Raw genomic sequence first — 23026 nt, 5'->3', positions numbered from 1 at the left:
GGGGCTTGTGAGTAATCAATAACCTTCAAGGCTATCGTAGAAAATCCGGTCACCCTGCACCACGAATGCAGGTGCAGTCAGATACACCGAGCGGCCATCACCGAGCTCGCCGAAATAATCCGTGCCGGCGCATTTCACCGCGCCGCTGACGATACCGCAGGCACTCGAATACGACGAACCGAGCGCAGTGACGCCGCTGGTGAGAGTCGGCATTGCGAAGGGCGTCGTGTACAACGCAATCGCGCCGTTGCCAGCCAGCGTGTAGAACGCGCCCCAGCATTTCACCGCGCCACTCACCACCGCACACGTGAAGCCGCCGCCAGCGGTGATCGCCGTCACGCCGGAGCTGAGCCCGCTGGTCGCCACAGGAGTGTAGCTGTTGACCAGGCCGCCATTGCCGAGCTGGCCGGTGAAGCCGTCGCCCCAGCATTGCACGCCGCCGCTTACGATCGCGCAGGTGTGATATCCGCCGCCGACAATGCCAGTCGCACCGCTGCTGATGCCGGAGACCGTCACCGGTGGTGTGGCTAGGGTCGAGACGTTAGTGCCGTTGCCGAGTTGGCCGTTCGAGTTGTAACCCCAGCACTGGATCTTGCCGGTCTGCAGTACCGCGCAGGTATGGGCGACTCCCGAGGAGATCGCGATGACCGTAGCGCTAAGCCCGCTGACCGCTACCGGTGAATGATTCTCGCTGATCGAACCGTTGCCGAGTTCACCGTTACTATTCGCGCCCCAGCATTTCACGCCGCCACTGACGATCGCGCAGGTGTATGCATAGCCGGCCGTGATCGCGGTCACGCCAGAGGCGATGGCGGTGACCGGTGTCGTGCTGCCGGTGGTGCTGCCGTTGCCGAGTTGACCATTCGCATTGCTGCCCCAGCATTTCGCTGCGCCGCTGACTACCGCGCAACTGTGGTAACCGCCGGTGGCGACGCCGGTCACGCCTGAACTCAAACCGCTGACCGCGACCGGTATCGAGCTGTCGATGATGTTGCCGTTGCCGAGCTCGCCGGTTTCGTTGTCGCCCCAGCACTGCGCCGCGCCGCTTACCACCGCGCAGTTGTGCAGCGAAACCGCGCTGGATGCAAGCGCACTGGCACCGCTTGCGAGCCCGCTCACCGCCACCGGTGTCACTTGATAAACCTGGTCGCCGAGACCGACCTCGCCATCGAGATTGATGCCCCAGCATTTCTCCTCACTCTTGCCGGCGATCGTGACCAGCGCGCATGAATCCGACAGGCTTGCGGTGATCGATGTCACGCCCGTGGTAAGTCCGCTCACCGCCACCGGCACGTGGCTGTCCAGCAGTGATCCAACACCGAGCTGGCCGAACATGTTGTAACCCCAGCACTTGGCCGCGCCACTGACCACGGCGCAGGTGTGATAGCCGCCAGCCGCGATCGCCGTGGTGCCGGAGCCGATGCCGGAAACCGTGACCGCCGCGCCGCCATTGGTCGCGATCACGGTGTTGTTGCCGAGCTCGCCGTTGCCGTTGCCGCCCCAGCAACGCATCGTGCCATCGCTGATGATCGCGCAGGTGTGAAACAGGCCGGAGGCAATCGAACTCACCGTCAATCCAACCGCCGCTCCCAGCACGTTTGCTGTCACTGGGACATGGCTGTCGATGATTGAGCCGTTGGCAAGTTCGCCGTAGACGTTGTAGCCCCAGCATTGCACCGCGCCGCTGACGATTGCGCAGGTGTGATAGCCGGCGCTCGCGATCATAGTTGCGCCGGACGCGATATTCGATACCTGCGTCGGTGCGCCGCTGTTGGTCGCGTTGATTGTGGCGTTGCCAAGTTGCCCGTTCGAGTTCCAGCCCCAGCAGCGCACCGTGCCGCCGCTGAGAATCGCGCAGGTGTGATACAGCCCGGCCGAAATGGCGATGACGCCAGACGTTAGGCCTTGCACCGGCACCGGGATCGCGCTGTCGTCGACCCCGCCGTTGCCGAGTTCGCCGTCGGGATTGCGGCCCCAGCATTTCACGCCGCCGTTGACGATCGCGCAAGTGTGATAGCCACCGACCACAATCGCGGTCACGCCCGTTTGCAACCCATACACCGGCCCCGGCTGGGTGCGATCAAGAAATCCGCCATCACCGAGTTGGCCATCGTAGTTGTAACCCCAGCATAACGCGCCGCCATTGACGATTGCACAGGCATGCCGACTCTGACCGCCGACGCTGATCTGCTGCGCGACCAATGCAGGAGTCGCCTGCGCCAGCGACTGCAGTGTGAGGAGTAACAGCATAAAAACGAAGCACGAAACAGCGTGCGTAGGGCGAAACTGGCGCGACACGGATTGCAGGATGGTAGTACGCATGACGGATCCTCCTTGGCGGTTATCCGATCAATGCGTAAAAGGGCGCGCGCAAGTCTCATGCGGTCGTGTTACTGAATAGTTACCCTCACATCACCCGCATTGCCGCCGCAATGCGCAGCAGGCAAGCTATGCGCGAAGCTTCTCTGCAAGCTCATCGATTAACACGAAAAATCACGATGCGTTATCAAGGGAAAATAGTCCGCTGGAACGATCCGCAGGGATTTGGGTTCATCGTCCAAAATGGCGGCACGAAGGAAATCTTCGTGCATATCAAATCTTTCAAAAGGCGGCAGCGACGTCCGGTCGAAAATGAAGTCGTGATCTATGAAACCAAAATCGATGCGAAGGGACGCATGCAGGCTGAAAATGTCACTTTCGTTGGCGAGTCCATGGCGTCAGCGCTGCCGCATCGAATCGGCGCAATGCCTCTGATATTCGCTGTATCGTTTCTGATTTTTGTCGCCGGTGCTGCGTTTATTGGCAAGCTGCCATGGCAATTGCTTTTGCTGTATCTCGTTGCCAGCAGCAGCACGTTCGTCGCATATGTTTTCGACAAGTCGGCGGCGAAAAGAGGTCAGTGGCGCACTCCGGAAAATACCTTGCACATATTTGCGATGGTCGGTGGGTGGCCGGGTGCGCTTGCTGCGCAGAAACTGATTCATCACAAATCCAGAAAACCATCGTTTCAACAGGTGTTCTGGGTAACAGTGGTTTTCAACTGCGCAGCGCTGGGATTTTTATTCTCGCGGACAGGGGCTGAAATGCTGCGCACAGTGCTCGGAATGCGCTGAACTTGCTGCGCCAAAGTGGCGGGGCGGGTAATATGTGACGAGGGGAGATGCGATTCATCGCTGCATCCGGTTTGGTTTGCGAGCGTCGCCAGGACGATCGCGATACGTCGCGTGGAATCACAAGATTGCGCAGTCTGTTCAACACCAATCCAGGCATGCCGAACGCGGTCGTTTCAGCGTAGCCGCATCCCGCCGCCGCCGCGTGCGGCGGGTGATGAGCGTTTCGACGCCGCGCGCTCCGGCCCGTGTCTCGGCATATAGCGCTCTCGCCACGCGCTTGCGGCAGCCGGCGATCACTACACCAGCGCAATCTGTGCGCGCCGCGCCGGCTCGCGATCTCGCTCGATAACCTTGCAGGTAATCGCCACGCCGCATCTGCCGCGGCAAGCTATCTCCGTCGTCTTTCAACTTACCCAACGGAGAATCCCCATGATCGATACCAACCACATCGTTGAGAACTACCTCGCCGCGTGGAATGAAACCGATACCGACACGCGACGTGTGCGCATTGCGGCGTTGTTCAGCGAGAACGCAAGCTATCTGGATCCGATGATGCGCGGCGAAGGCCACGCCGGGCTTGAGCAGATGATCGGTGCAGTACAGCGGCAGTTCGACGGCTACCGTTTCGCCGCGTGCGGCACAGTCGATACGCACAACGAAGTGGTGCGCTTTTCGTGGTCGCTCGGATTGCCGACCCAGGCGCCGGTGGCTTACGGCACCGATGTCGCCGAGGTGGCTGCCGATGGTCGCCTGCAACGGGTGATCGGTTTTCTCGATGCAGCGCCGGCCGCCGTTTGAATACCGTCACCACCTTCTCGATGTGGAGCACAACACCATGAACACAACCAACATCGGCGCCGCCCTCATGTCGGCGCGCCACGCAGCGCCGAATTTCATCCACACCAACGACGGGACGATGCTGTTTTATCGCGATTGGGGCCAAGGCGCGCCGGTGGTATTCGTCGGCAGTTGGTCGCTGCCATCGGACATGTGGAATTACCAGACGCTGGCGTTATCGGAACAAGGCCTGCGTTGCATCAGCTATGATCGGCGTGGCCACGGCCGCTCAAGTGATCCGGGCCGTGGCTACGATTTCGATACTCTGGCCGACGATCTCGCGGCGCTGCTGGAAGTGCTCGACCTGCGCGGCGTGACGCTGGTGGGTCACTCGATGGGCTGCGGCGAAATCGTGCGCTATCTCACGCGTTTCGGCAGCGATCGCGTGGCGCGCATCGCCTTGCTTGGTACCACTACGCCGATGCTCGCCCTGGCGCCGGATAATCCTGATGGCATCGATGTGGCATTGTTCGAGTTTTTTCAAACCCAACAACTGATGCGCGATTACCCAGAATGGATCGAGGAAAACCTGCCGCCGTTCGTGGTTCCGCAAACCACACCGGCGATGGTGAACTGGGTACGTCAGATGGCGTTGAACACCTCGGCGAAAGCGCTCAAGGATTGCAACACGGCAGTGGTGAGGGCCGACTTCCGGCAGGAGATGAAACGCATCAATGTGCCTACACTGATTCTGCACGGCGACCTGGACGCCTCGGCGCCGTTAGCGCTGACCGCCGAGGCATCGGCGGCCCTGGTGCCGGGCGCGGTGCTCAAGATTTATCAGGGCGCGCCGCACGGATTTTTCATCACCCACATGGATGGCATCAACGCCGATCTGCTGGCTTTCGCCGGCGCTGATCAGCGCGTCGCCGTCGAGTAACAAAGGAGGAGCAGTCATGCAGACGGCGGGCGCGGCAGCGAACGAACGGTATTTCAGCGATTTTCCCGCCGCGTTGCGCTATTGGCGCGGCAAGCGCGGTTACAGCCAACTGCGCTTGTCGACCGAAAGCAATATTTCGCAGCGGCATATCAGCTTCATCGAGAGCGGCCGCTCGCAGCCGAGCAAGGAGCTGATCCTGAAACTCGGCGCCGTGCTCGACATTCCGCTGCGCCAGCGCAATGTGATCCTGCTCGCCGCAGGTTTCGCGCCGGCGTATCACGAGCGCAGCTTGTCCGATCCTGAATTGCAATCGGTGCGCCATGCGCTGCAATTCATGCTCGCGCAGCAATCGCCGTATCCGGCACTGGTAGTGGATCGGTTGTGGAATCTGCTCATGGTCAATGCGCCGGCCGCGATGCTGATGCGCTGGTTGCTGGGCGCGCCTGCGGATCAGGCTATCGCGCAGGACGGCTCGCTCAACGTGCTCAGGATACTGCTCGATCCGGCGGGACTGCGTCCGCATCTGGCGAACTGGGAGGCGGTTTGCGGCGACATGCTGCACTGGATCCAGCGCGAGGCAATGAGCGATGGCCCTGGCAGCGAGGCGACGCGGCTGCTCGAAAACCTGATCGCATTTTCGGGCTTGCCCGCGATCACGCAGACGCCCAATCTCGATTCGCGCGCGCTGCCGTTCCTGGCGATGCACATCCGCAAGGACGATGTCGCGTTGAATCTGTTCACCACAATCACCACGCTCGGCACACCGCACGACGTCACGGTGCATGAGCTGCGCGTAGAAGCATTTTTTCCGGCGGATGCGGCGACTGCGACGTGGTTTATGGCGAAAGCCGCACCTCCCGCTGTTGCGTGACTAGCGCGTACACCGCGCATTGTCGGGGCGACGCGCGCAAGTGCGCGCCGGCCGGCACGTGATCTGCCTGCGTCTCCGCGGCAATTATGTTTTCATGCAACCGGCGCTGGCGGCGCTGCTGACCGCGAAAGTAGCGCGGTTCCTGCCGCATGCGCCGCACTGAAACCTCAATGCGCATCCGCTGGTGGTGGTGCCGCGTTTGATGCCGGCCGGCAGAACGGCACCATGATCAGCGCAACGATGAACAGCCACGCCATGTGGCGAAACACTTCGTTGAACGACAGCGTGAGTGCATGCCGCGAAACCACACGCGCGAGCTCGCCTTGCGCGAGCAGCAGCGCATGGCCGGTGTCGGTGGTGATCTGGGAAAAACGTGCAGCGAGATCGGCGACGATATTCGGCGCATGGCGTCCGGCTTGACCGAGGCTTTCGCCCATGCGAGCAACCTGTTCGCGCGTGTTGTCCTGCAGCCAGGTATTGACGATCGCGATGCCCACCGCGCCACCGAGATTGCGCATCAGATTGAACAGACCCGAGGCATAACGCAGCTCGGCCATTGCAAATCCCGATAGCGCCAGATTCACGCTCGGCACGATGCACAACATGATCGCAAAACCGCGCAACATCTGCGGCAGGACGAACGCGGTAAATCCCCATTCGGGCGTGAGATACGAGGTGAACCACAGGCTGCTGGCGAACAGACTCAAGCCCGCGGTAATCATCCAGCGCGGATCGAGCCGCTGCGACAGACGTGCGGCGATGACCACGCTCAGGATTTGTGCGATGCCGGTGACAAACACCGTCGTGCCGATCTGCAGACTGTTGTAGTCGCGTACGCGGCCGAGAAAAACCGGGATCAAATACGTCGCCGAATACAGGCCGAATCCGATCACAAGATTGAACACGCAGGCGAACGCGAACGTCGGATTGCGAAACGGCGTGAGTTTGACGATCGGGCCGTTCGAGCGGAACGAGCGTTCGAGGAAAAGCAGAAACGCGATGAATGAAATCCAGCCCGCCATCGCGATGCTTGGATCACCGAACCAGTCGTAGCGCGGGCCTTCTTCTAGCACGTATTCGAGGCCGCCGAGAAACACTGCCATCGCGCCGAGATGCGCATAGTCGATGCGCTTGAGCATCGCCAGATTCGGTCGATCGACCTTGATTACCGATGCTGCGAGAAACGTGACGATGATGCCCGGCACGATGTTGACATAGAAGATTGAGCGCCAGCCGAATACGTCGGTCAGCCAGCCGCCGACGGTCGGCCCGAGTGTCGGCGCGAGCACGGAAACCATGCCGAGTATCGCCGGAATCATCGCGCGTTGCGGGCCGGTGAAAAGTGCGAAGCCAGTGGCGAATACGGTCGGGATCATCGCGCCGCCGACAAAGCCCTGGATCACGCGAAACACGATCATCGAATTGATGTCCCACGCCAGTCCGCACAGCGCACTGGCGATCGTGAACAGGCCCGCCGACAACGCAAACAGCCAACGCGTCGAGAGCGCCTGCGCGAGAAAGGCAGAGAACGGAATCATCACCAGTTCGGCCATCAGATAGCCGGTTTGCACCCAGCTGATTTCTTCCGGGCCGGCGGACAATCCGGCCTGCACATCGTTGAGCGAGGCGGCGACGATCTGGATATCGATCAGCGCCATGAACTGGCCGAACGCCATCACCGCGAAGATCAGATATTTGCGCGCGTTCGGAAGGTCAGCAGGCGACCAAGCGGCTGTCGATGCGATCGGAATGATTGCTGCTGGAGTGCTCATGGCGATACTTGCGTTTGAATGATGCTCGTAATATTATATGCATCATATAAACGAAACGGCAAGGCCATGCGTTACGACTCCGAACACAAACAGAAGACTCATCTCAAGGTGGTCAAGGCCGCGGCCAAGGCCATTCGTGCCGAAGGGCCGCATCGCATTGGCGTGGCCGCGGTGATGGCCGATGCCGGACTCACGCATGGCGGGTTTTATGCGCATTTCGCATCGAAGGATGATCTGGTCGCCGCCGCGATCGAGCATATGTTCGAGGAGTCGCGCGAGCGTCTGCGGCACGAAACCGAGGATCGCGATCCGCGTGAAGCGCTGATCGCGTACATCGATTTTTATCTGTCGGCCAAACATCGCGACTCTCGCCGCAGTGGTTGTCCGCTCGCCGCGCTCGCCTCGGATCTGCCACGCCTCGCACCGGGGCTGCGCGCGCGCTTTGCGAAAGGCGCGCAGCGCCTCGCGTCCGCGTTCTCCGAGCTGCTGAGCAAGCTCGATCACAACGAGGCGACTGAGGAGGCGAACTCGATGCTGGCCGAATTGCTCGGCGCGTTATCACTCGCGCGCATGGAAGCAAATACGGAACGTTCGGATGCCATCCTCGCCGCATCACGGCAACAACTCAAACGTCGTCTCGCCTTGGAGCAATACGCATGAATATGGTCAACGAAATCACCGGTTCGCAGAATTCGGCGAGTCTCACTGGGTTGCAACAATTGCAGGCGCTGATCGCCGGCGGCAAACGTCCGGGTATTGGTGATTCGCTCGATTTCACCTTGGTTGAAGTCGCCGTAGGCAGCGCGGTATTCGAAGGCATCCCCGGCCTGCATGCCTACAATCCGATCGGCATGGTGCACGGCGGATACGCCGCCACATTGCTCGACTCGGCATGCGGTTGCGCGGTGCACGCGAGCCTCAGTACGACGCAGGGATATACCACGCTGGAACTCAAGGTCGCGTACCACAAAGCGCTGACCGACAAGACCGGAAAGGTGCGCGCCGAAGGGCGTGTGATCAGCATCGGTCGACGTGTTGCTTTCGCCGAAGCCAGGCTGATCGATGCGAATGGAAAACTCTACGCATCGGCGACATCGACATTATTGGTGATCGAAAAATGAGCACTGAAACTGCGCAAGTCGCAGCCACGCCGATCACACCGACCGATATGAAAACGCCTCGTCCGATGTTCTCGCGCAAGGCGCTCGTCGCGGTGCTGATTGCGATCGCGCTCGGCGCAGGCGGTGCGTTTTATATCGCGGCGCCGAAATCCTCGGTGTCGACCGACAACGCTTATGTGCAGGCCGACAGTTCGATCGTCGCGCCGAAAGTGCGCGGCCTCGTGGCCGAAGTTCTGGTGCGGCACAACCAGCAAGTGAAACGTGGTGATGCGTTGCTGCGTATCGATGCGGAAGAGTTCGATGCGCGTGTCGCGTCTGCCGGTGCGGCGCTGCAAAATGCACAGGCAACTCAGGCGGCGGCGAGTGCGACGTTGAATGCGCTCGATGCGGAAGAGCAACTTGCGGCGTCGAATATTCGCTCGGCCTTGACCTCGATTCGTTCCGCCGATGCGCAGAGCGAACGCGCGCAGGCAGATCGCAAGCGTTTCGATAATCTGGTCGGCTCCGGCGCGGTGGCGAAACACGATGCGGATCAATATCGCGCTGCGGCGATCAGCGCGGTGGCGGATGCGGATCGCAGTCGTGCGCAGTTCGATGTGAGTCGCAATCAGGCGGCGGTCACGCGCGCCAAACGACAGACCTTGCAGGCCAATCTCGCGCAGGCCGAAGCGGCAGTAGCCGGTGCACGTGCGGCGCTCAATCTCGCGTTGCAGGATCAACAACACACGATGATTTTTGCGCCGATCGATGGCGTCGTCGCCGACCGCCAAGTCGAGCAGGGCGATTACGTTCAGCCCGGCACGCGCCTGCTCAGCATCGTGCCGATCAACGATCTGTACGTGGTCGCCAACTTCAAGGAAACCCAGACCGGCCGCATGACCGCCGGCCAATCGGCGAGCGTCGAAATCGATGCCTTGCCCGGCGTGGTATTCAAGGGTCAGGTCGAGAGTTTTGCACCGGGCTCGGGTTCGCAGTTTTCGCTGTTGCCGTTCGAGCCCGGCACCGGAAATTTCACCAAGATCGTGCAGCGCGTGCCGGTGCGGATTCGTTTCGATATCGGGCAGTCATCACTCGCCGCGCTGCGTCCGGGATTGTCGAGCACGGTGACGGTGACATTGAAAGCGCCGAGCAAAACAACAGTCGGCGATGAATCGGTTGCGCCGGCTTTGCCATCAATCGCCGCGACGGCAAACATCAAGCAATAAAACATTTGCCCATGAATATGATATTCGTCATATAAAAACTTTTTTCATAAACACAGGAGATAAACCATGAACATTAAAGGCTCAGTTGCATTTGTCACCGGCGCCAATCGTGGACTAGGACTCGCGTTCGCCAAGGCACTGCTCGCCGCCGGCGCGAGCAAGGTTTACGCCGCCGCGCGTGATCCCGCCAGTATCACTTTGCCGGGTGTGCAGGCGATCAAACTCGATGTCACCAATGCCGACGATATCGCCGCGGCGGTCAAGGCGTGCGGCGATGTCACGCTGGTTATCAACAACGCCGGCATCATTCGCGGCGGCACGGCGTTGGCACAGGGCACGACCGAGAATATGCGCGCCGAATTTGAAACCAATGTCTACGGCTTGCTCGCCGTGAGCAAGGCGTTTGCACCGGTACTCGCGGCGAACAACGGCGGCGTATTGGTGAATGTATTGTCGGCGTTAAGCTGGGTCAGCTTTCCGACTTCGATCGGCTACAGCGCATCAAAAGCCGCGGCATGGTCGCTCACCAACGGCTTGCGCCAAGAGTTGCGCGCGCAGGGCACGCAAGTGGTGGCCGTGCATGTCGGCTACATGGATACCGACATGGTCAAGGATGTGCAGGCGCCAAAATCGAATCCGAGCGATGTGGCGAACACTGTGCTGCAAGGTATCGAAGCCGGTGATCTGGAAGTGCTCGCCGATGCGATTTCGCGTCAGGTAAAAGCTGGGCTGAGTGCGCAGCCGGGCGTCTATCTCGCGGTGCCTGCTTGAAAAAATGTAGCATTCCGTACGGCATGGGCTACGAGCGTTGCCGCTGTTACGGATGAATTTCGCAAGATATTGAACGTGCGCGCCGGACAATTAAACCCGGCGCGTTCGTTCGAGTGATTTCACAGGCCGCCGCCCGGTTTCCTTGGGGGCTGAGATGCAACGATCCCGCGCGATCAGCGTTATCGCAAATCGGCCTTGCCGCGTCCTTCGAGAGCGGGAACTTGGCCGGATATGCTCAGGCAATTTGGCGCACAACTGCAGTGCGAGGCAATGGGTGCAGGCACATAACGGACATTGGCGAGCATCCAGTTTCCATTGCGTTGAAACATGATCGAGCGGAATGGCCGGTCGGCAACGAAACCGACAAATCCGGGTGTGCTACTCGGTTGGCCAGTGAGTGTCGACGGAAAATTGGGCATGTAGCTGACCATCTCGCCACGATCATTCAACAGGATTGCGCCCATTGGTGTTGCCTGGCCCTGGTTGTCGCACCCAAGGCATTGCATATCGATGCCCATCGCCGTGATGTCGCGCGGAAACTTGATCTGCACAGCCAAGTTCGTGAGCAGAAAATTGGCTGATGTCGTCCGTGCGCCGAACCAGAAGCTTGCAGGCAAATCGACCAGCGAATTCAATACTTGCGGTTCGAGTCCACCGCCAAGAAATTCAACATTGTTGACCTTGAATGGTGCCGTGGCTCCGGCGACGCTATCAAAACTTATTCGCTGCGCATTTGGATAGTTGCCGTCGAATACGTTGCGATCATCGATCTGGACGACAGCCGTCGGCGAGTAGGAAGAATTCTGATCAGCGGATTGCGTACAACTTTGAGTCACGGCGTTGGTTGGGGCCGCATCGGTTTGCGCGTGAACCGTCTGGATATTCCACAGCAAAACGAACGAAAAAAGCAAAGCAAAAATGACACGCATGAGACTACTCCAGTTGAGATTTTAGTTTTTTAAATCATGTTGCTGAGGTGGATCGTCCGTGATGTTTCGCATGCGGGGAGAACTGAGTGGCGAGCATGGCGGGAAGTTCCCGCGCGAATAATGCTGTGAGACGCGCAGCGTAACGATGGCGATGATTTCGCCCGAAACGCTTTATTTGAGAACGCGCTCGGCGCAATATCCGAGTGGGGTTTTTATTGAGGTGTGCGCCATGAGATTTTTCATCACGCTGGTCATGCTGTTGTGCTTGAGTGCATGCGCCAAACCGGTGCCTGCGGACAAGGCCGCGTTTGTCGGCGAGTGGAAATCACCCGAGATGTATCTGCAGATCACGCAGGCTGGTCATGTCGATTACAAGCGCTCCATCGGCAGCGGATCGAAGTCGGTATCCGGCCCGCTGCAGGGTTTCAGCGGCGAAAATTTCGACGTCGGGATAGGCGCGATGTCGACCACGTTTGTCGTGACCACGCCGCCGCATCAGGATGGCGGTACGATCAAGATGACCGTCGATGGTGTCGAGCTGAGCAAGACGCCGTAGCTCGCCGAAAACAACGCCACGTCTTCGTTATCGAATACCGACCGCGCCTGACAAAGCATGGATGTCGTTAGCTCATTGCCCGCACTTGCCGCGTTGTGTATTGCGTTCGTCGTCGCTTTTTTTCTCGCGAAAATATTCGGCGCGCCAGATCAACAAGGGCGCTTCGCATCGATCGACGGCTTGCGCGGTTATCTGGCGTTGTTCGTGTTTTTTCACCACGCCTGCATCTGGTATTTTTTCCTGCGCAGCGACGACTGGACGATCCCGCCGTCGAATCTCTATACGCATTTCGGACAGAGCAGTGTCGTCATGTTTTTCATGATCACCGCGTTTCTGTTTTTCTCGAAACTGCTCGATGCACGCGCCAAGCCGATCGACTGGCTGCGGCTTTTTGTCTCGCGCTTGCTGCGGCTTGTTCCGCTGTATCTTTTTGCGATGGTCGCCATGTTCGGCATCGTCGCGATCTTGTCAGGCGGCGTATTGAACGACTCGATCGCTCATCTCGCTCTCGGCGCGATACGCTGGCTGTCGTTTACGATTCTCGGCACCCCGGATCTCAACCATATCGAGGGCACCTATCTGATCGTCGCCAGCGTCACGTGGTCGTTGCCGTACGAATGGTTTTTCTATCTTGCGCTGCCGCTGCTCGCGTTGGCGGCGCGCGTACGAGTTGGCATTTTTTACATCGTCGCGAGTGTGATCTGTCTTGTGCTGATGCTGCTGGTTTGGCAGCCGCAATGGCTGTATCTGGCGGCATTCGGCGCCGGCATGATCGCAGCGATTATCGCCAGATCGTCCAGGTTTCAGACACTCGCATCGACGCATACCTCATCCGCTGCCATCGTCGCTTGTCTCGTCGCCATCGTGGTTTTGTTCCCCACGATCGAAGGCATCGCGCCGATGCTGCTGCTGACGCTCGTTTTTATCCTGATCGCGTGCGGCAACAGCTTGTTCGGCATTCTCACGCACCCCGTTTCGCGCACGCTCGGCGAGATGTCCTACAGCATCTATCTGCTGCACGGAATTGCGCTGTTCATACTATTTCGTTTCGTGATCGGTTTGGAGCAAGCCGAATCGTTATCGCCTACGATGCACTGGGCATACATCGTTGGCCTCACCCCGATTCTTCTCGTGCTGTGTTTTTTCACCTTCATGCTGATCGAGCGACCGGCGATGCGCAGCACGGTGGGCCTCGCGAGTTGGCTGAGAAGAGGTTGCAAATGAGAAGGCTCGGCGAATAATGAAGTCGCATTTTGCGTCGTAGTGAATTCAAGTTTGAACTGCATAGTCCCTGCCGTGCTTTTTGAGTCTTGGCATTGAATTGCCACTCGCGAAAAACTGGTGGTTACGAAAAAATCATACAGAAAAGAGTAGCCGCGCCATGTCATCACGTTCCACTTCACCTCTGTTGCCCGTCGGCGCGCTGCTGCTTGGCATGCTTTCGTTCCAGTTCGGCGCGACGCTCGCCAAGCAACTTTTCCCACTCGTAGGCGCGCAGGGCGCCACTGCAATGCGTCTCGGTCTGGGCGCGCTGATCTTGTGGCTGCTGCGGCAACCGTGGCGGCGCCTCACCGGTCGGCACGACTGGGCTTCGTTGTGGGGTTACGGCCTCACGCTCGGTATCATGAACCTGTGTTTCTACATGGCGTTGCGCACTGTGCCGTTGGGCATTGCGGTGGCGCTGGAGTTCCTCGGTCCACTCGCTATCGCCTTGATCGGGTCGCGCCGTGCGCTGGATTTTGTGTGGGCCGGCTTGGCGGTGGCCGGGCTCGCTTTGCTGCTGCCGTATCGCACGCAAACGCAAGCGCTCGATCCCGTCGGCGTGCTGTATGCGCTGGGTGCGGCGGTCGGCTGGGCCACTTATATTGTGCTCGGTCGCCGCGCAGGCAACGCGTTCGGCGGCGACGCAGTCGCGCTCGGTTCGGCCATCGGCGCACTCGTGGTTGTGCCGGTTGGCGTAATGCACGCCCGCGCCGCGCTGTTCTCTCTTTCCGCACTACCGTTCGCCGTGGGCGTGGCAATACTGAGTTCTGCGCTGCCGTATTCGCTTGAGATGCACGCGTTGACGCGACTGCCAGCACGCACCATTGGCATTCTCGTAAGCATCGAGCCGGCAATGGGCGCGTTGCTCGGCTTGCTGTTCCTCGATGAACATCTCGATGGGTTTCAATGGTTGGCGATCACAGCGGTCATCGGCGCTTCGATTGGTGCAGTGTTTGGCGCACGCAATGCGCCAGTTGATATCGTGGAGATGGCATAACCAAGCGTCCGATCTCTGCGCACACAAGCAGTCGAAACTGAACTGCGGCAGCGCCGACGGTCAGAGCAGAAGATCGGCTTTCGCCAGAGCCTCTACCGTTCGCGTGAGATAGCTTGCACGGCGGAAGTGTGCGTCGATCTGCGAGCCGCGGGGCAGGCGCTATACTCTTGTGCGGGGCGTCACGTAGGGGAATTTGATGAAGGTGTTGCATTGTCTGGTTATGCTGCTAGTGCTTACTTGGTTCGCGCTGCCGCCGTCGGCGCTCGCAGACTCGCCACTTCCACCACAGTTCCGCGAGCTGGGCCATAACTACCCCGGCTTTGAACAACCAGAGCGCGGGCAATTCGCTGTTGCCGACTTTGACCAAGACGGCAAGGAAGACTTCGCGTTTGTGGCAATTACCGGCGCCAACAACCTCTCGGCGTTGTTTGTTGTCGGCAAGACCGCCAGCGGTGAGTTCGTGTTCAAGCAGCAAACTTTGATCCCCGATACCGGGGTGTTTCGTGTGCTGGCGGTGCGCCAACCTGTCGGTGCGGCGCATGTTTTGACTGTCGGCTATGATGGAATTGCACGAGAGTACGGCGGTTGGCCGCTTGCGCCTATTCAGCAATTCACCACGCTCGCTTCGCCGACTGGTGCAGCCGTCGGCGACGTTTTCGGCGATAGCGTGCCGCGGGTCGTAGTCCGTACCGATTCGCAGCTCGGCGTTTATGACGTAGCGACAGGTACCCAGAAATGGCTGCATCCTTCCAGCGGTAGCGGCGATATTACGCTGGCACAGCTCGACGCTGATCCAGCGCTCGAGATCATCCTTGGCGGTAGCGCTCCCGGTTTGGTACTCGATGGAGCATCGGGGCAGGTCGAATGGCAATATCCGGATTCTTTCGGTTACCTCTTGGCAAGTGGCTCGCTTGGCCCCGCCTCTGCAAAAGAATTCGTTGGCGCAGGCTACCAGGTGGCCGTTTTTTCAGGGGCTCCTTATTCACCGCTATTTGGGTACACTAACGGGCTTTATTTCACCGTCACGGCATTGGCTGTAGGCGACGTCTTCAGCGACGGCCATACCAGGATTCTGTTCGCAGGTTCGAACGGCGGGGTGCAGATTCTCGACGGCGTCACGGGTCTGGCAACAGCCCTGCCAAATGCGAACTTTCCGTCAAAGTATCTGGCGCTGGCCGACGTCGATGGCAATGGTACGAACGCGATCCTGTTTGCAGATGATTTGACCGTAGGCATAGCGAGCGCCCAGACCGGCGGCGTTATCTGGCGCGCTACCAGCCGGGCTTCTCAGTTCAACGTTGCCGCCGTCGGCGATATTAAAAGCGATGGCACGTCGGAGCTGCTGACGGGATACGCACCGAATATTTGGGGTCAAGGAGCAGCCGGACTGGAAATCAGTGACATGGCAAGCGGGAAGACTCTCGCAGATCTTGCCGACCCCAGCGGAAACGCTGGCGGTGCCATGCAAATCGTGCCGAGCCGGATTCTCGTCGACAACGAAGTGCCTCAATCACCGCTGATAGTGCTGGCCGGAAGCGCCATATACGATGGCCGCGTCGTAGTCGTTGATGGCACGTCCCAGACGGTGGCATTGCAACTCGGCGCCTACTCGACCGGGCCGTTCGCGTCGCGCTCGATATCAGACGCCATCTTGATTGATATGGACGGCGACGGAGTAAAGGATATTCTAGTCGCGAGCCAGCCCGACCTTGGCTGGGTCGATGGCGCAATGCTGCAGGCGTTCACGATGTCAGGGCAACCGATCTGGAACTCGATCGGGATGGGCACCTCCTCCTTTGCCATCAATGGCGTGCTTGGCCTCTCCCCGAGCAGTGGTGCGGGTGACGTAGTCGTTGCGGTGCTGCCCGGGAGCCTGCGCGCATTCGACCGGCTGTCGCACTTGGAAACGTGGACGCTGGATGTGGCGAACAACGGTGCTGTCTTAGTGCCACACGGTGTTGCGGGGGTGGAAATCGCCATTGAATCCGGATCGATAATCGCGTTCTACGATGCCGCAACACGTCACTATATTCGCCAGATTTCTCTCAGTGACAGCATAGACGCAATAACACCACTGGATGGTCGCGTTGATCAACTTCTGGTCTCCAGCGGAGGCGCGTTGCACCTAGTCGACGGAGCAGGCAATGTGCTGGCTTCGACACCTTACCTCGGCGAACATATGGCGCAACCCAACCAGCTCGCTGTCGAAAAGCTGGTGCCGGGTGCATGGCGAATTGCGGTCGGCGGCGCGATTGGAATTTATCGCTACGAGCTCGATCTGTCGGACACGATATTCGGCGCGGGCTTTGAATAGCGAATCCATTTGCACGCCGAACGCGCTGGTTCGAAAGTCCAAATTGCTCTGCAGCCCGGAATGAGGCTGCTCCGCACGCCAGGCAACAAAAAACCCCGCATTACTGCGAGGTTTTAGGGGTTTGCTTGGATCACATCGGACGGTGTGAAACTTGAAGATGGTGCAAGTGGAGTGAGCTTATCGACCACGTTTGCCACGATACCCCCAGCGGCTGAAAAGAGGCCCAAATGTACCCCCAGCAATTTGTACCCCCAAATGTACCCCCAACTTTCGTGCGACACAATGGGACGGCATAGGGCAACGCTGGACGATAGGCAACAAAAAACCCCGCATCGCTGCGAGGTTTTAGGGGTTTGCTTGGATCACATCGGACGGTGTGAAACTTGAAGATGGTGCCCAGGAGAGGACTCGAACCTCCACGAGTTGCCCCGCTAGCACCTGAAGCTAGTGCGTCTACCAATTCCGCCACCTGGGCAGGTGGCCTGCACGTGTTTTCACGGCGCGCAGGGGACGCGAATATTGCCTGCGCGCTCGGGCGATGTCAACGCTTCGGAGAAAATTTCGCGTCGAGTTCAGCTTTTCGTTGCTACAATTACGCTTTGATAATCAATGGCGTCGCCTGACGCCACTCGCGCCGCAGCACCGCCACCACCAAACGCTGGCATCGGCCTGCCGCCGTCCATCCAAGGAATCCACTTTTGTCCAAACGCCCACCCGCACCAAAACCCAAACGCCGCGGCGCGAAACCCGCCGGCCTGCTCGATGTCCTGAACAACGCACCGACCGGTGCGCCGCCCGCTGGCGAACGCCGCGCGACGGTAAAAATCAAGCCGCCGCGTTCGCGCGATGCCGCACCCGCCAAACTCGATGCGCCGGGTAAACCGCGTGCATCGAAAAAGCGTTTCGACGAATCCACGTCCGCCGCCGCTCGCATCAGCGATCCGCACGCCGAGCGCGAAGCCGGGCGTTACGCCAATCCGATTCCGAGCCGCGAAGTGATACTCGCGATGCTGGTCGAACACGGCCAGCTCATGAATGCCGAAGCGATTGCGCGCGCGTTGAACCTGAGCAGCGAGCAGGATTTCGATGCGCTCAGCAAACGCCTTGCGGCGATGTTGCGTGATGGTCAGTTGCTGCAGAATCGTCGCGGCGGTTATGGCGTGGCCGAGCGCCTCGATCTGCTGCCGGGCATCGTGATCGCGAACGCCGAAGGTTACGGTTTCATGCGTCCCGATGCCGGCGGCGAAGATCTGTATTTGTCACCGGCGCAGATGCGCCAGGTATTGCATGGCGATCGTGTGCTCGCGAGCGTGGTCGGTGTCGATCGTCGTGGCCGTCGCCAAGGCGCCATCGTCGAAGTGCTGGATCGTCGTTCGCCGCGGCTGGTCGGGCGCATCGTCGTGCAGGATGGCACCATGCTTGTGGTGCCCGACGACAAGCGCGTGCATCAGGATATTCTGATTCCTGCCGGCGCCAGCGAAGGCGCGCAGGCGGGGCAGATCGTGGTGGCGGAAATCACCCAACCGCCGGGGCCGCATCGTGGCCCGGTCGGTCGAATTCTCAGCGTGCTCGGTCAGCGCCTCACGCCGTCGCTGGTCGTGCAGATGGCGATCGCGAGCCACAATATTCCGAATGAATGGCCGGCCGAAACGCTGGCCGAAGCCGCCGATGTCGAGCCGCAAGTGAGCGACGCGGAAATCGCCGGTCGCGTTGATCTGCGGCACACGCCACTGGTCACGATCGACGGCGAAGACGCGCGCGATTTCGATGACGCGGTGTTCGCCGAACCGAATGGCGAAGGTTTCCGCCTGATCGTCGCGATCGCCGATGTATCGCATTACGTGCGCCCCGGCACCGCGCTCGATACCGAGGCGTTCAAGCGTTCCACCTCGGTGTATTTTCCGGGCTTCGTTGTGCCGATGTTGCCCGAGACGTTGTCCAACGGCATCTGCTCGCTGAACCCGAACGTGAATCGTCTTTGCATGGTCTGCGAGATGCAGGTGAATCACGAAGGCGAAGTGATCCGCGCCAAATTTTACGCGGCGGTGATGCGCTCGCATGCGCGCCTCACGTATACGCAGGTATGGAAAGCGGTTGGCGAAAAAGATCCGCAAACGCGCGAACGCGTGCGTGATGTGCAACCGCAGCTCGATCATCTGCATCAACTCTACAAATTGCTGTCGAAGGCGCGTGCGAAACGCGGCGCGATCGATTTCGAAAGTCACGAGGTGAAGTTTCGTCTGGCACCGACCGGCGAAGTGGTTTCGCTCGGTGGCGAACCTCGTAACGATGCGCACAAGCTCATTGAGGAATGCATGATCGCGGCCAACGTCGAGGCCGCGAAATATCTCGAAGCGATGAAGATTCCCGCGCTGTATCGTGTGCACGATACGCCGCCCGCATCGAAGTACGAGGATCTGCTCGAATTCCTGCGCGAGTTTCAACTGCGCATGCCGCCGCACGACAAGGTCAAGCCGGCGGATTTCTCCGCACTGCTGAAAAAAATTCGCATGCGACCCGATGCAAGTTTGATCCAGTCGGTGCTGTTGCGCTCGCAGAGTCTGGCCGTTTATACGCCTGAAAACAAAGGCCACTTTGGTCTTGCTTTGCAGGCGTACGCGCATTTCACCTCGCCGATTCGCCGTTATCCCGATCTGCTGGTGCATCGTGCGTTGCGTTACGCAATCTCGAAGGGCAAGCCGGAAAAATACACGTATACGCCAGCCGAAATGGCGCAGATGGCCAAACATTGCTCGACCAACGAACGTCGCGCCGAAGAGGCCGAACGCGAAGTGGATGAACGTTACAAATGCGCATGGATGGAGAAACACGTCGGCAGCGAATTCGACGGCATGGTCGCGGGCGTCACCTCGTTCGGCCTGTTTGTCGAGCTCAAGGAATCGCAAGTCACCGGCCTCGTCCACATCACCCAATTGCCGAACGACTATTACCATTTCGATCCGATCCGCCGCTTGATTCAGGGCGAAAAACGCGGCCTGACGTTCCGCCTTGGCGATCAGGTACGTGTGCTCGTGCTGCGCGCGAGCCTGGAAGATCGCAAGATCGATTTCCGCTTGGTATTGCCGGCGGCTGAGCAGGGAGTGCGCGCGAAATGAGTATCGAACTTTTGATCGGCATCAACTCGGTCGAGGCCGCGCTCGAGCACGACGCGGGCAACGTGCTCGAACTGCTGTTCGACGGCGGCACCGACAATGCGCGCGTCAAGGAACTCGTCGAGATCGCGCGCAAGCACGGCATTCGTCCGCAACCGTTGCCGAAGACCGCGATAGAACGCATGGCCGATGGCGAACGTCACCAAGGCATCGTTGCGCGGTATCGCGCGCCGCCGCCGAAAACCGAAGACGATCTGGATGCGCTGATCACCGCCGCCGGCAACAATGCGCTGTTCCTGATTCTCGATGGCGTGACCGATCCGCATAACCTCGGCGCGTGTTTGCGTAGCGCCGAAGCGGCGGGTGTCACTGCAGTGATCGCACCGAAAGATCGCGCCGCGAGTTTGACCGCAACAGTGCGCCGCGCGTCAGCCGGTGCGGCTGATCGCGTACCACTGATCAGCGTGACCAATCTCGCGCGTGCGTTGAAAGTTCTCAAGGATCACGGCGTGTGGCTCACGGGCTTGGCTGGCGAAGGCACGCAGACTTTGTACGACGTCGATTTGCGCGGACCGGTCGGCATCGTGATGGGCGGCGAGGGCGATGGCATGCGTCGGCTGACGCGCGAGTCCTGCGATTTTGTCGCGCTCATTCCGATGGTCGGCAAGGTTGAAAGCCTGAACGTTTCGGTGGCGTGCGGCATTGCGCTATTCGAGGCGCTGCGTCAGCGCACCGCCAAGAAAAAATGAGTTATCACTGGTACGACTTCTGCGGCAATCTCGGCGTTGTCGTCATGTTGGTCGCGTATTTTTTATTGCAAGCCGGCAAGGTCGCTAGCCACGACGTGCGCTACCTGCTGCTGAACGCGGGCGGCGCCGTTCTCGTACTAATTTCGTTGTGCTACGCCTTCAATCTTTCGGCGTTCGTGATGGAGGCTTGCTGGGTGCTGGTCAGCGTTTATGGACTCGTGCAGGTTTATTTGCGACGCAACGAAAAGGCGAGAGCAGGGATTGGGGAATAGGGAGCGAGGATATCGCGCTCCCTATTGACGTTCCCGCGCTTATTTTCCCGCCATCCCGAACGCCTTCAAGATAAACGCGTATACATCAGCCACTTCCTCGATCTGCTTGGTCGTCGGTTTGCCCTGGCCATGACCGGCGCGCGTTTCGATACGGATCAACTGTGGTTTGCCATGGGCATCGACTGCCTGCATGGTCGCGGCAAATTTGAAACTGTGCGCCGGGAAAACGCGATCGTCGTGATCGCCGGTGGTGATCAGTGTCGCCGGATAATTCACGCCCGGCTTGATATTGTGCAGCGGTGAGTAGGCGTAAATCGCCTTGAATTCATCGGCGTTTTCGACTGAGCCGTAATCCGATTCCCAAGCCTTGCCGATGGTGAAATCGCGAAAACGCAGCATGTCGAGCACGCCGACCGCCGGGATTGCTGCAGCGAATAAATCCGGGCGTTGCAGCTCGGTCGCCGCGACCAATAATCCACCGTTGCTGCCGCCGCGAATTGCGAGCTTTTGCGGCGAAGTATACTTTTGCGCAATCAGGTATTCGGCGGCGCCGATGAAATCATCGAACACGTTCTGCTTGTGGGTCTTGGTGCCGGCCTCGTGCCACTCACGGCCGTATTCGCCGCCGCCACGCAGGTTGGCGATCGCGTAAACGCCGCCCATGTCCAGCCACGCCATCATGCCTGGCGAGAAACCCGGCTCCAGCGAAATATTGAAACCGCCGTAACCGTACAGAATGGTCGGATTGTCGCCATTCAGCGCCACGCCTTTTTTCGCGGTGATAAACATCGGCACCTTGGTGCCGTCGCGGCTCACATAAAACACTTGATGCGTTTCGAACTGGCTGGTGTCGATGGCGAGTTTTGGCGCGCGATACAAGGTGTTTGTGCCAGTGCTCAGATCGAGGCGATAAATGCTCGGCGCGGCGGTGTAGCTGGTGTAGACGTAAAACGTTTCGGTATCGCGCATCTCGCCGGTAAAACCGCTGGCGCTACCGATGCCGGGCAGCGCCACCTCGGCGATCAGTTTGCCTTTCAGATCGTAGCGCCGCACTTCGCTGTGCGCGTCCTTGAGGTAACTCGCGATCAAACTCTTGTTGACGATACGCGCGCCCTGCAAAGTATCTTTGGCTTCGGCCAAAACCTGACGCCAGTTCGCCGGCTGCGGTTTGGCATTGTCGATTTCGATCACGCGGTAACGTGCGGCATCGTCGTCGGTCAGGAAATAAAACTTGTGCCGATCATTACCAAGATATTGGTAGCTGGCTTTCCAGTCGGTGATCAGCGGTTGCACCGTTGCATCTTTTTTGCCGAGATCGAGCAGCATCACGAGGTTTTTCGGCTCGGTGCTGCGGCTGATGCTGATGATCAGAAAATGTCCGTCGTCGCTGACTTCAGCGCCAAACATCCAGTCCGCCTGATCGGCGCGCTGATACACCAGTACGTCGGCATCCTGCTTGGTGCCGAGGCGATGGAAATACAGTTTCTGGAATTGATTGACGACCTTGAGTTTCTCGCCTTTCGGTTCGTCGAAACGGCTGTAATAAAAACCGGTTCCGTCACGCCGCCAGCTGACGTTGGAAAACTTTACCCACGCCAGATGATCGTCGAGTTTCTTGCCGCTGTCGGCATCGAGCACGTACCAATCTTCCCAGTCCGAACCGCCTGCCGACAGACCATACGCGAGGTAATGTCCATCCTCGCTGGCGACTGAATCTTTCAGCGCGACCGTGCCTTCGGCGCTTAGCGTGTTTGGGTCGAGCAATACGCGCGGCGTGCCGCCGAGACCTTCGGAAACATACAACACCGATTGATTCTGCAGACCATCATTCTTCGAGAAAAAATAACGCGTGCCGTGCCGTGTCGGCGGCGTCGTGCGCTCGTAGTTCCATAGTTCGGTCAGGCGTTGCTTGATGCGATCACGGCCCGGAATCTGCGCGAGATAATCCTGCGTGAGTTTGTTCTGCGCCTCGATCCAGGATTTGGTATCGGCCGAGTCCAGCACCTCCAGCCAGCGATACGGATCGGCGACCTTGGTGCCGTGATAATCATCGGTCTGCGGCACGGATTTGCTGACTGGATAAACCAGTGCGCCGGATGCGCTCGCCGCAGGTTTGGTCTTATCCGCGTGTGTGGTCGGCGTGGTCTGGCACGCGGCGAGAATCAAGCTGAGGGTCACGATCAGGCTCCGGTGCAAATTCATGCGTATTTTCCTGTTACAAAATAATTGGCGAAATGATTTTTTATCAAGAGGCATTGTGAGC

General features: G+C 59.3%; 19 protein-coding genes and 1 tRNA gene. 15 read left to right on the top strand and 5 right to left on the bottom strand.

Features of this window, described 5'->3' with window-relative positions; translation table 11 throughout:
• Positions 1-15: 15 nt before the first annotated feature.
• A complete protein-coding gene (locus ELE36_RS14730) occupies positions 16-2322 on the bottom strand; it encodes an RCC1 domain-containing protein (protein ID WP_129834575.1) in 2307 nt (768 codons plus the stop codon).
• Positions 2323-2387: 65 nt separating this feature from the next.
• Here ELE36_RS14730 and ELE36_RS14725 point away from each other — a divergent pair, with 65 nt between their 5' ends.
• From ELE36_RS14725 to ELE36_RS14710, 4 genes are all read left to right on the top strand, one after another.
• Entirely contained in the window at positions 2388-3113 is a 726-nt protein-coding gene (locus tag ELE36_RS14725; RefSeq protein ID WP_207215791.1) for a DUF1294 domain-containing protein, read from the top strand.
• 429 nt (positions 3114-3542) lie between these two features.
• Positions 3543-3911, top strand: coding sequence for a nuclear transport factor 2 family protein (locus tag ELE36_RS14720; RefSeq protein WP_129834573.1), 369 nt, complete (start codon positions 3543-3545; stop codon positions 3909-3911).
• Positions 3912-3948: 37 nt separating this feature from the next.
• Complete coding sequence (locus tag ELE36_RS14715) at positions 3949-4830, top strand: alpha/beta fold hydrolase (RefSeq protein WP_207215790.1); 882 nt, start codon at positions 3949-3951, stop codon at positions 4828-4830.
• A 16-nt stretch (positions 4831-4846) separates the two neighbouring features.
• Positions 4847-5701, top strand: coding sequence for a helix-turn-helix domain-containing protein (locus ELE36_RS14710; protein ID WP_165371629.1), 855 nt, complete (start codon positions 4847-4849; stop codon positions 5699-5701).
• Between the two features lie 167 nt (positions 5702-5868).
• Here the strand turns inward: ELE36_RS14710 and ELE36_RS14705 are convergent, their stop codons facing one another.
• A complete protein-coding gene (locus ELE36_RS14705) occupies positions 5869-7473 on the bottom strand; it encodes a DHA2 family efflux MFS transporter permease subunit (RefSeq protein WP_129834569.1) in 1605 nt (534 codons plus the stop codon).
• 66 nt (positions 7474-7539) lie between these two features.
• Here ELE36_RS14705 and ELE36_RS14700 point away from each other — a divergent pair, with 66 nt between their 5' ends.
• From ELE36_RS14700 to ELE36_RS14685, 4 genes are all read left to right on the top strand, one after another.
• Positions 7540-8133 carry a TetR/AcrR family transcriptional regulator gene (locus ELE36_RS14700; protein WP_129834567.1) on the top strand — a complete coding sequence of 198 codons (594 nt, stop codon included), beginning with the start codon at positions 7540-7542 and terminating at the stop codon, positions 8131-8133.
• On the top strand, positions 8130-8594 hold the full coding sequence (locus tag ELE36_RS14695) for a PaaI family thioesterase (RefSeq protein WP_129834565.1): 465 nt from the start codon (positions 8130-8132) through the stop codon (positions 8592-8594). The genes ELE36_RS14700 and ELE36_RS14695 overlap by 4 nt, the downstream gene beginning before the upstream one ends.
• Positions 8591-9799 carry an HlyD family secretion protein gene (locus ELE36_RS14690; RefSeq protein WP_129834563.1) on the top strand — a complete coding sequence of 403 codons (1209 nt, stop codon included), beginning with the start codon at positions 8591-8593 and terminating at the stop codon, positions 9797-9799. Before ELE36_RS14695 ends, ELE36_RS14690 begins: the two co-directional genes overlap by 4 nt.
• Positions 9800-9865: 66 nt before the next feature.
• Positions 9866-10570, top strand: coding sequence for an SDR family oxidoreductase (locus ELE36_RS14685; RefSeq protein ID WP_129834561.1), 705 nt, complete (start codon positions 9866-9868; stop codon positions 10568-10570).
• Positions 10571-10749: 179 nt separating this feature from the next.
• Here ELE36_RS14685 and ELE36_RS14680 read toward each other — a convergent pair whose 3' ends face one another.
• Entirely contained in the window at positions 10750-11499 is a 750-nt protein-coding gene (locus tag ELE36_RS14680) for a hypothetical protein (RefSeq protein WP_129834559.1), read from the bottom strand.
• Between the two features lie 229 nt (positions 11500-11728).
• Between ELE36_RS14680 and ELE36_RS14675 the strand changes: the two genes are divergently transcribed.
• The 4 genes from ELE36_RS14675 (at position 11729) to ELE36_RS14660 (ending at position 16629) form a co-directional block, all read left to right on the top strand.
• The gene (locus ELE36_RS14675; RefSeq protein WP_129834557.1) at positions 11729-12055 is read left to right on the top strand and encodes a hypothetical protein; all 327 of its coding nucleotides are present in this window, start codon (positions 11729-11731) and stop codon (positions 12053-12055) included.
• 57 nt (positions 12056-12112) lie between these two features.
• Entirely contained in the window at positions 12113-13279 is a 1167-nt protein-coding gene (locus ELE36_RS14670; protein ID WP_129834555.1) for an acyltransferase family protein, read from the top strand.
• Between the two features lie 157 nt (positions 13280-13436).
• Complete coding sequence (locus ELE36_RS14665; RefSeq protein ID WP_129834553.1) at positions 13437-14315, top strand: EamA family transporter; 879 nt, start codon at positions 13437-13439, stop codon at positions 14313-14315.
• Between the two features lie 196 nt (positions 14316-14511).
• Positions 14512-16629, top strand: a complete 2118-nt coding sequence (locus ELE36_RS14660; RefSeq protein ID WP_129834551.1) for a hypothetical protein — start codon at positions 14512-14514, stop codon at positions 16627-16629.
• Positions 16630-17019: 390 nt separating this feature from the next.
• Here ELE36_RS14660 and ELE36_RS14655 read toward each other — a convergent pair.
• Positions 17020-17104, bottom strand: a tRNA-Leu gene (locus ELE36_RS14655).
• A gap of 223 nt (positions 17105-17327) precedes the next feature.
• On the opposite strand from ELE36_RS14655, the gene rnr reads away from it, so the two are divergent.
• The 3 genes from rnr to ELE36_RS14640 are packed head-to-tail and all read left to right on the top strand — an operon-like array spanning position 17328 to position 20763.
• A complete protein-coding gene (gene rnr, locus ELE36_RS14650; protein WP_165371628.1) occupies positions 17328-19745 on the top strand; it encodes a ribonuclease R in 2418 nt (805 codons plus the stop codon).
• The gene (gene rlmB, locus ELE36_RS14645; RefSeq protein ID WP_129834549.1) at positions 19742-20491 is read left to right on the top strand and encodes a 23S rRNA (guanosine(2251)-2'-O)-methyltransferase RlmB; all 750 of its coding nucleotides are present in this window, start codon (positions 19742-19744) and stop codon (positions 20489-20491) included. The genes rnr and rlmB overlap by 4 nt, the downstream gene beginning before the upstream one ends.
• The gene (locus tag ELE36_RS14640; protein ID WP_129834547.1) at positions 20488-20763 is read left to right on the top strand and encodes a CBU_0592 family membrane protein; all 276 of its coding nucleotides are present in this window, start codon (positions 20488-20490) and stop codon (positions 20761-20763) included. The genes rlmB and ELE36_RS14640 overlap by 4 nt, the downstream gene beginning before the upstream one ends.
• A gap of 39 nt (positions 20764-20802) precedes the next feature.
• Here ELE36_RS14640 and ELE36_RS14635 read toward each other — a convergent pair whose 3' ends face one another.
• Positions 20803-22965 carry a prolyl oligopeptidase family serine peptidase gene (locus tag ELE36_RS14635; protein ID WP_129834545.1) on the bottom strand — a complete coding sequence of 721 codons (2163 nt, stop codon included), beginning with the start codon at positions 22963-22965 and terminating at the stop codon, positions 20803-20805.
• Between the last annotated feature and the right edge of the window lie 61 nt (positions 22966-23026).

This window comes from Pseudolysobacter antarcticus, assembly GCF_004168365.1.
Taxonomy (GTDB): Bacteria; Pseudomonadota; Gammaproteobacteria; order Xanthomonadales; family Rhodanobacteraceae; genus Pseudolysobacter; species Pseudolysobacter antarcticus.
Note: the sequence above shows the minus strand (reverse complement) of the source record. Positions and strands in the feature narration are given on the sequence as shown.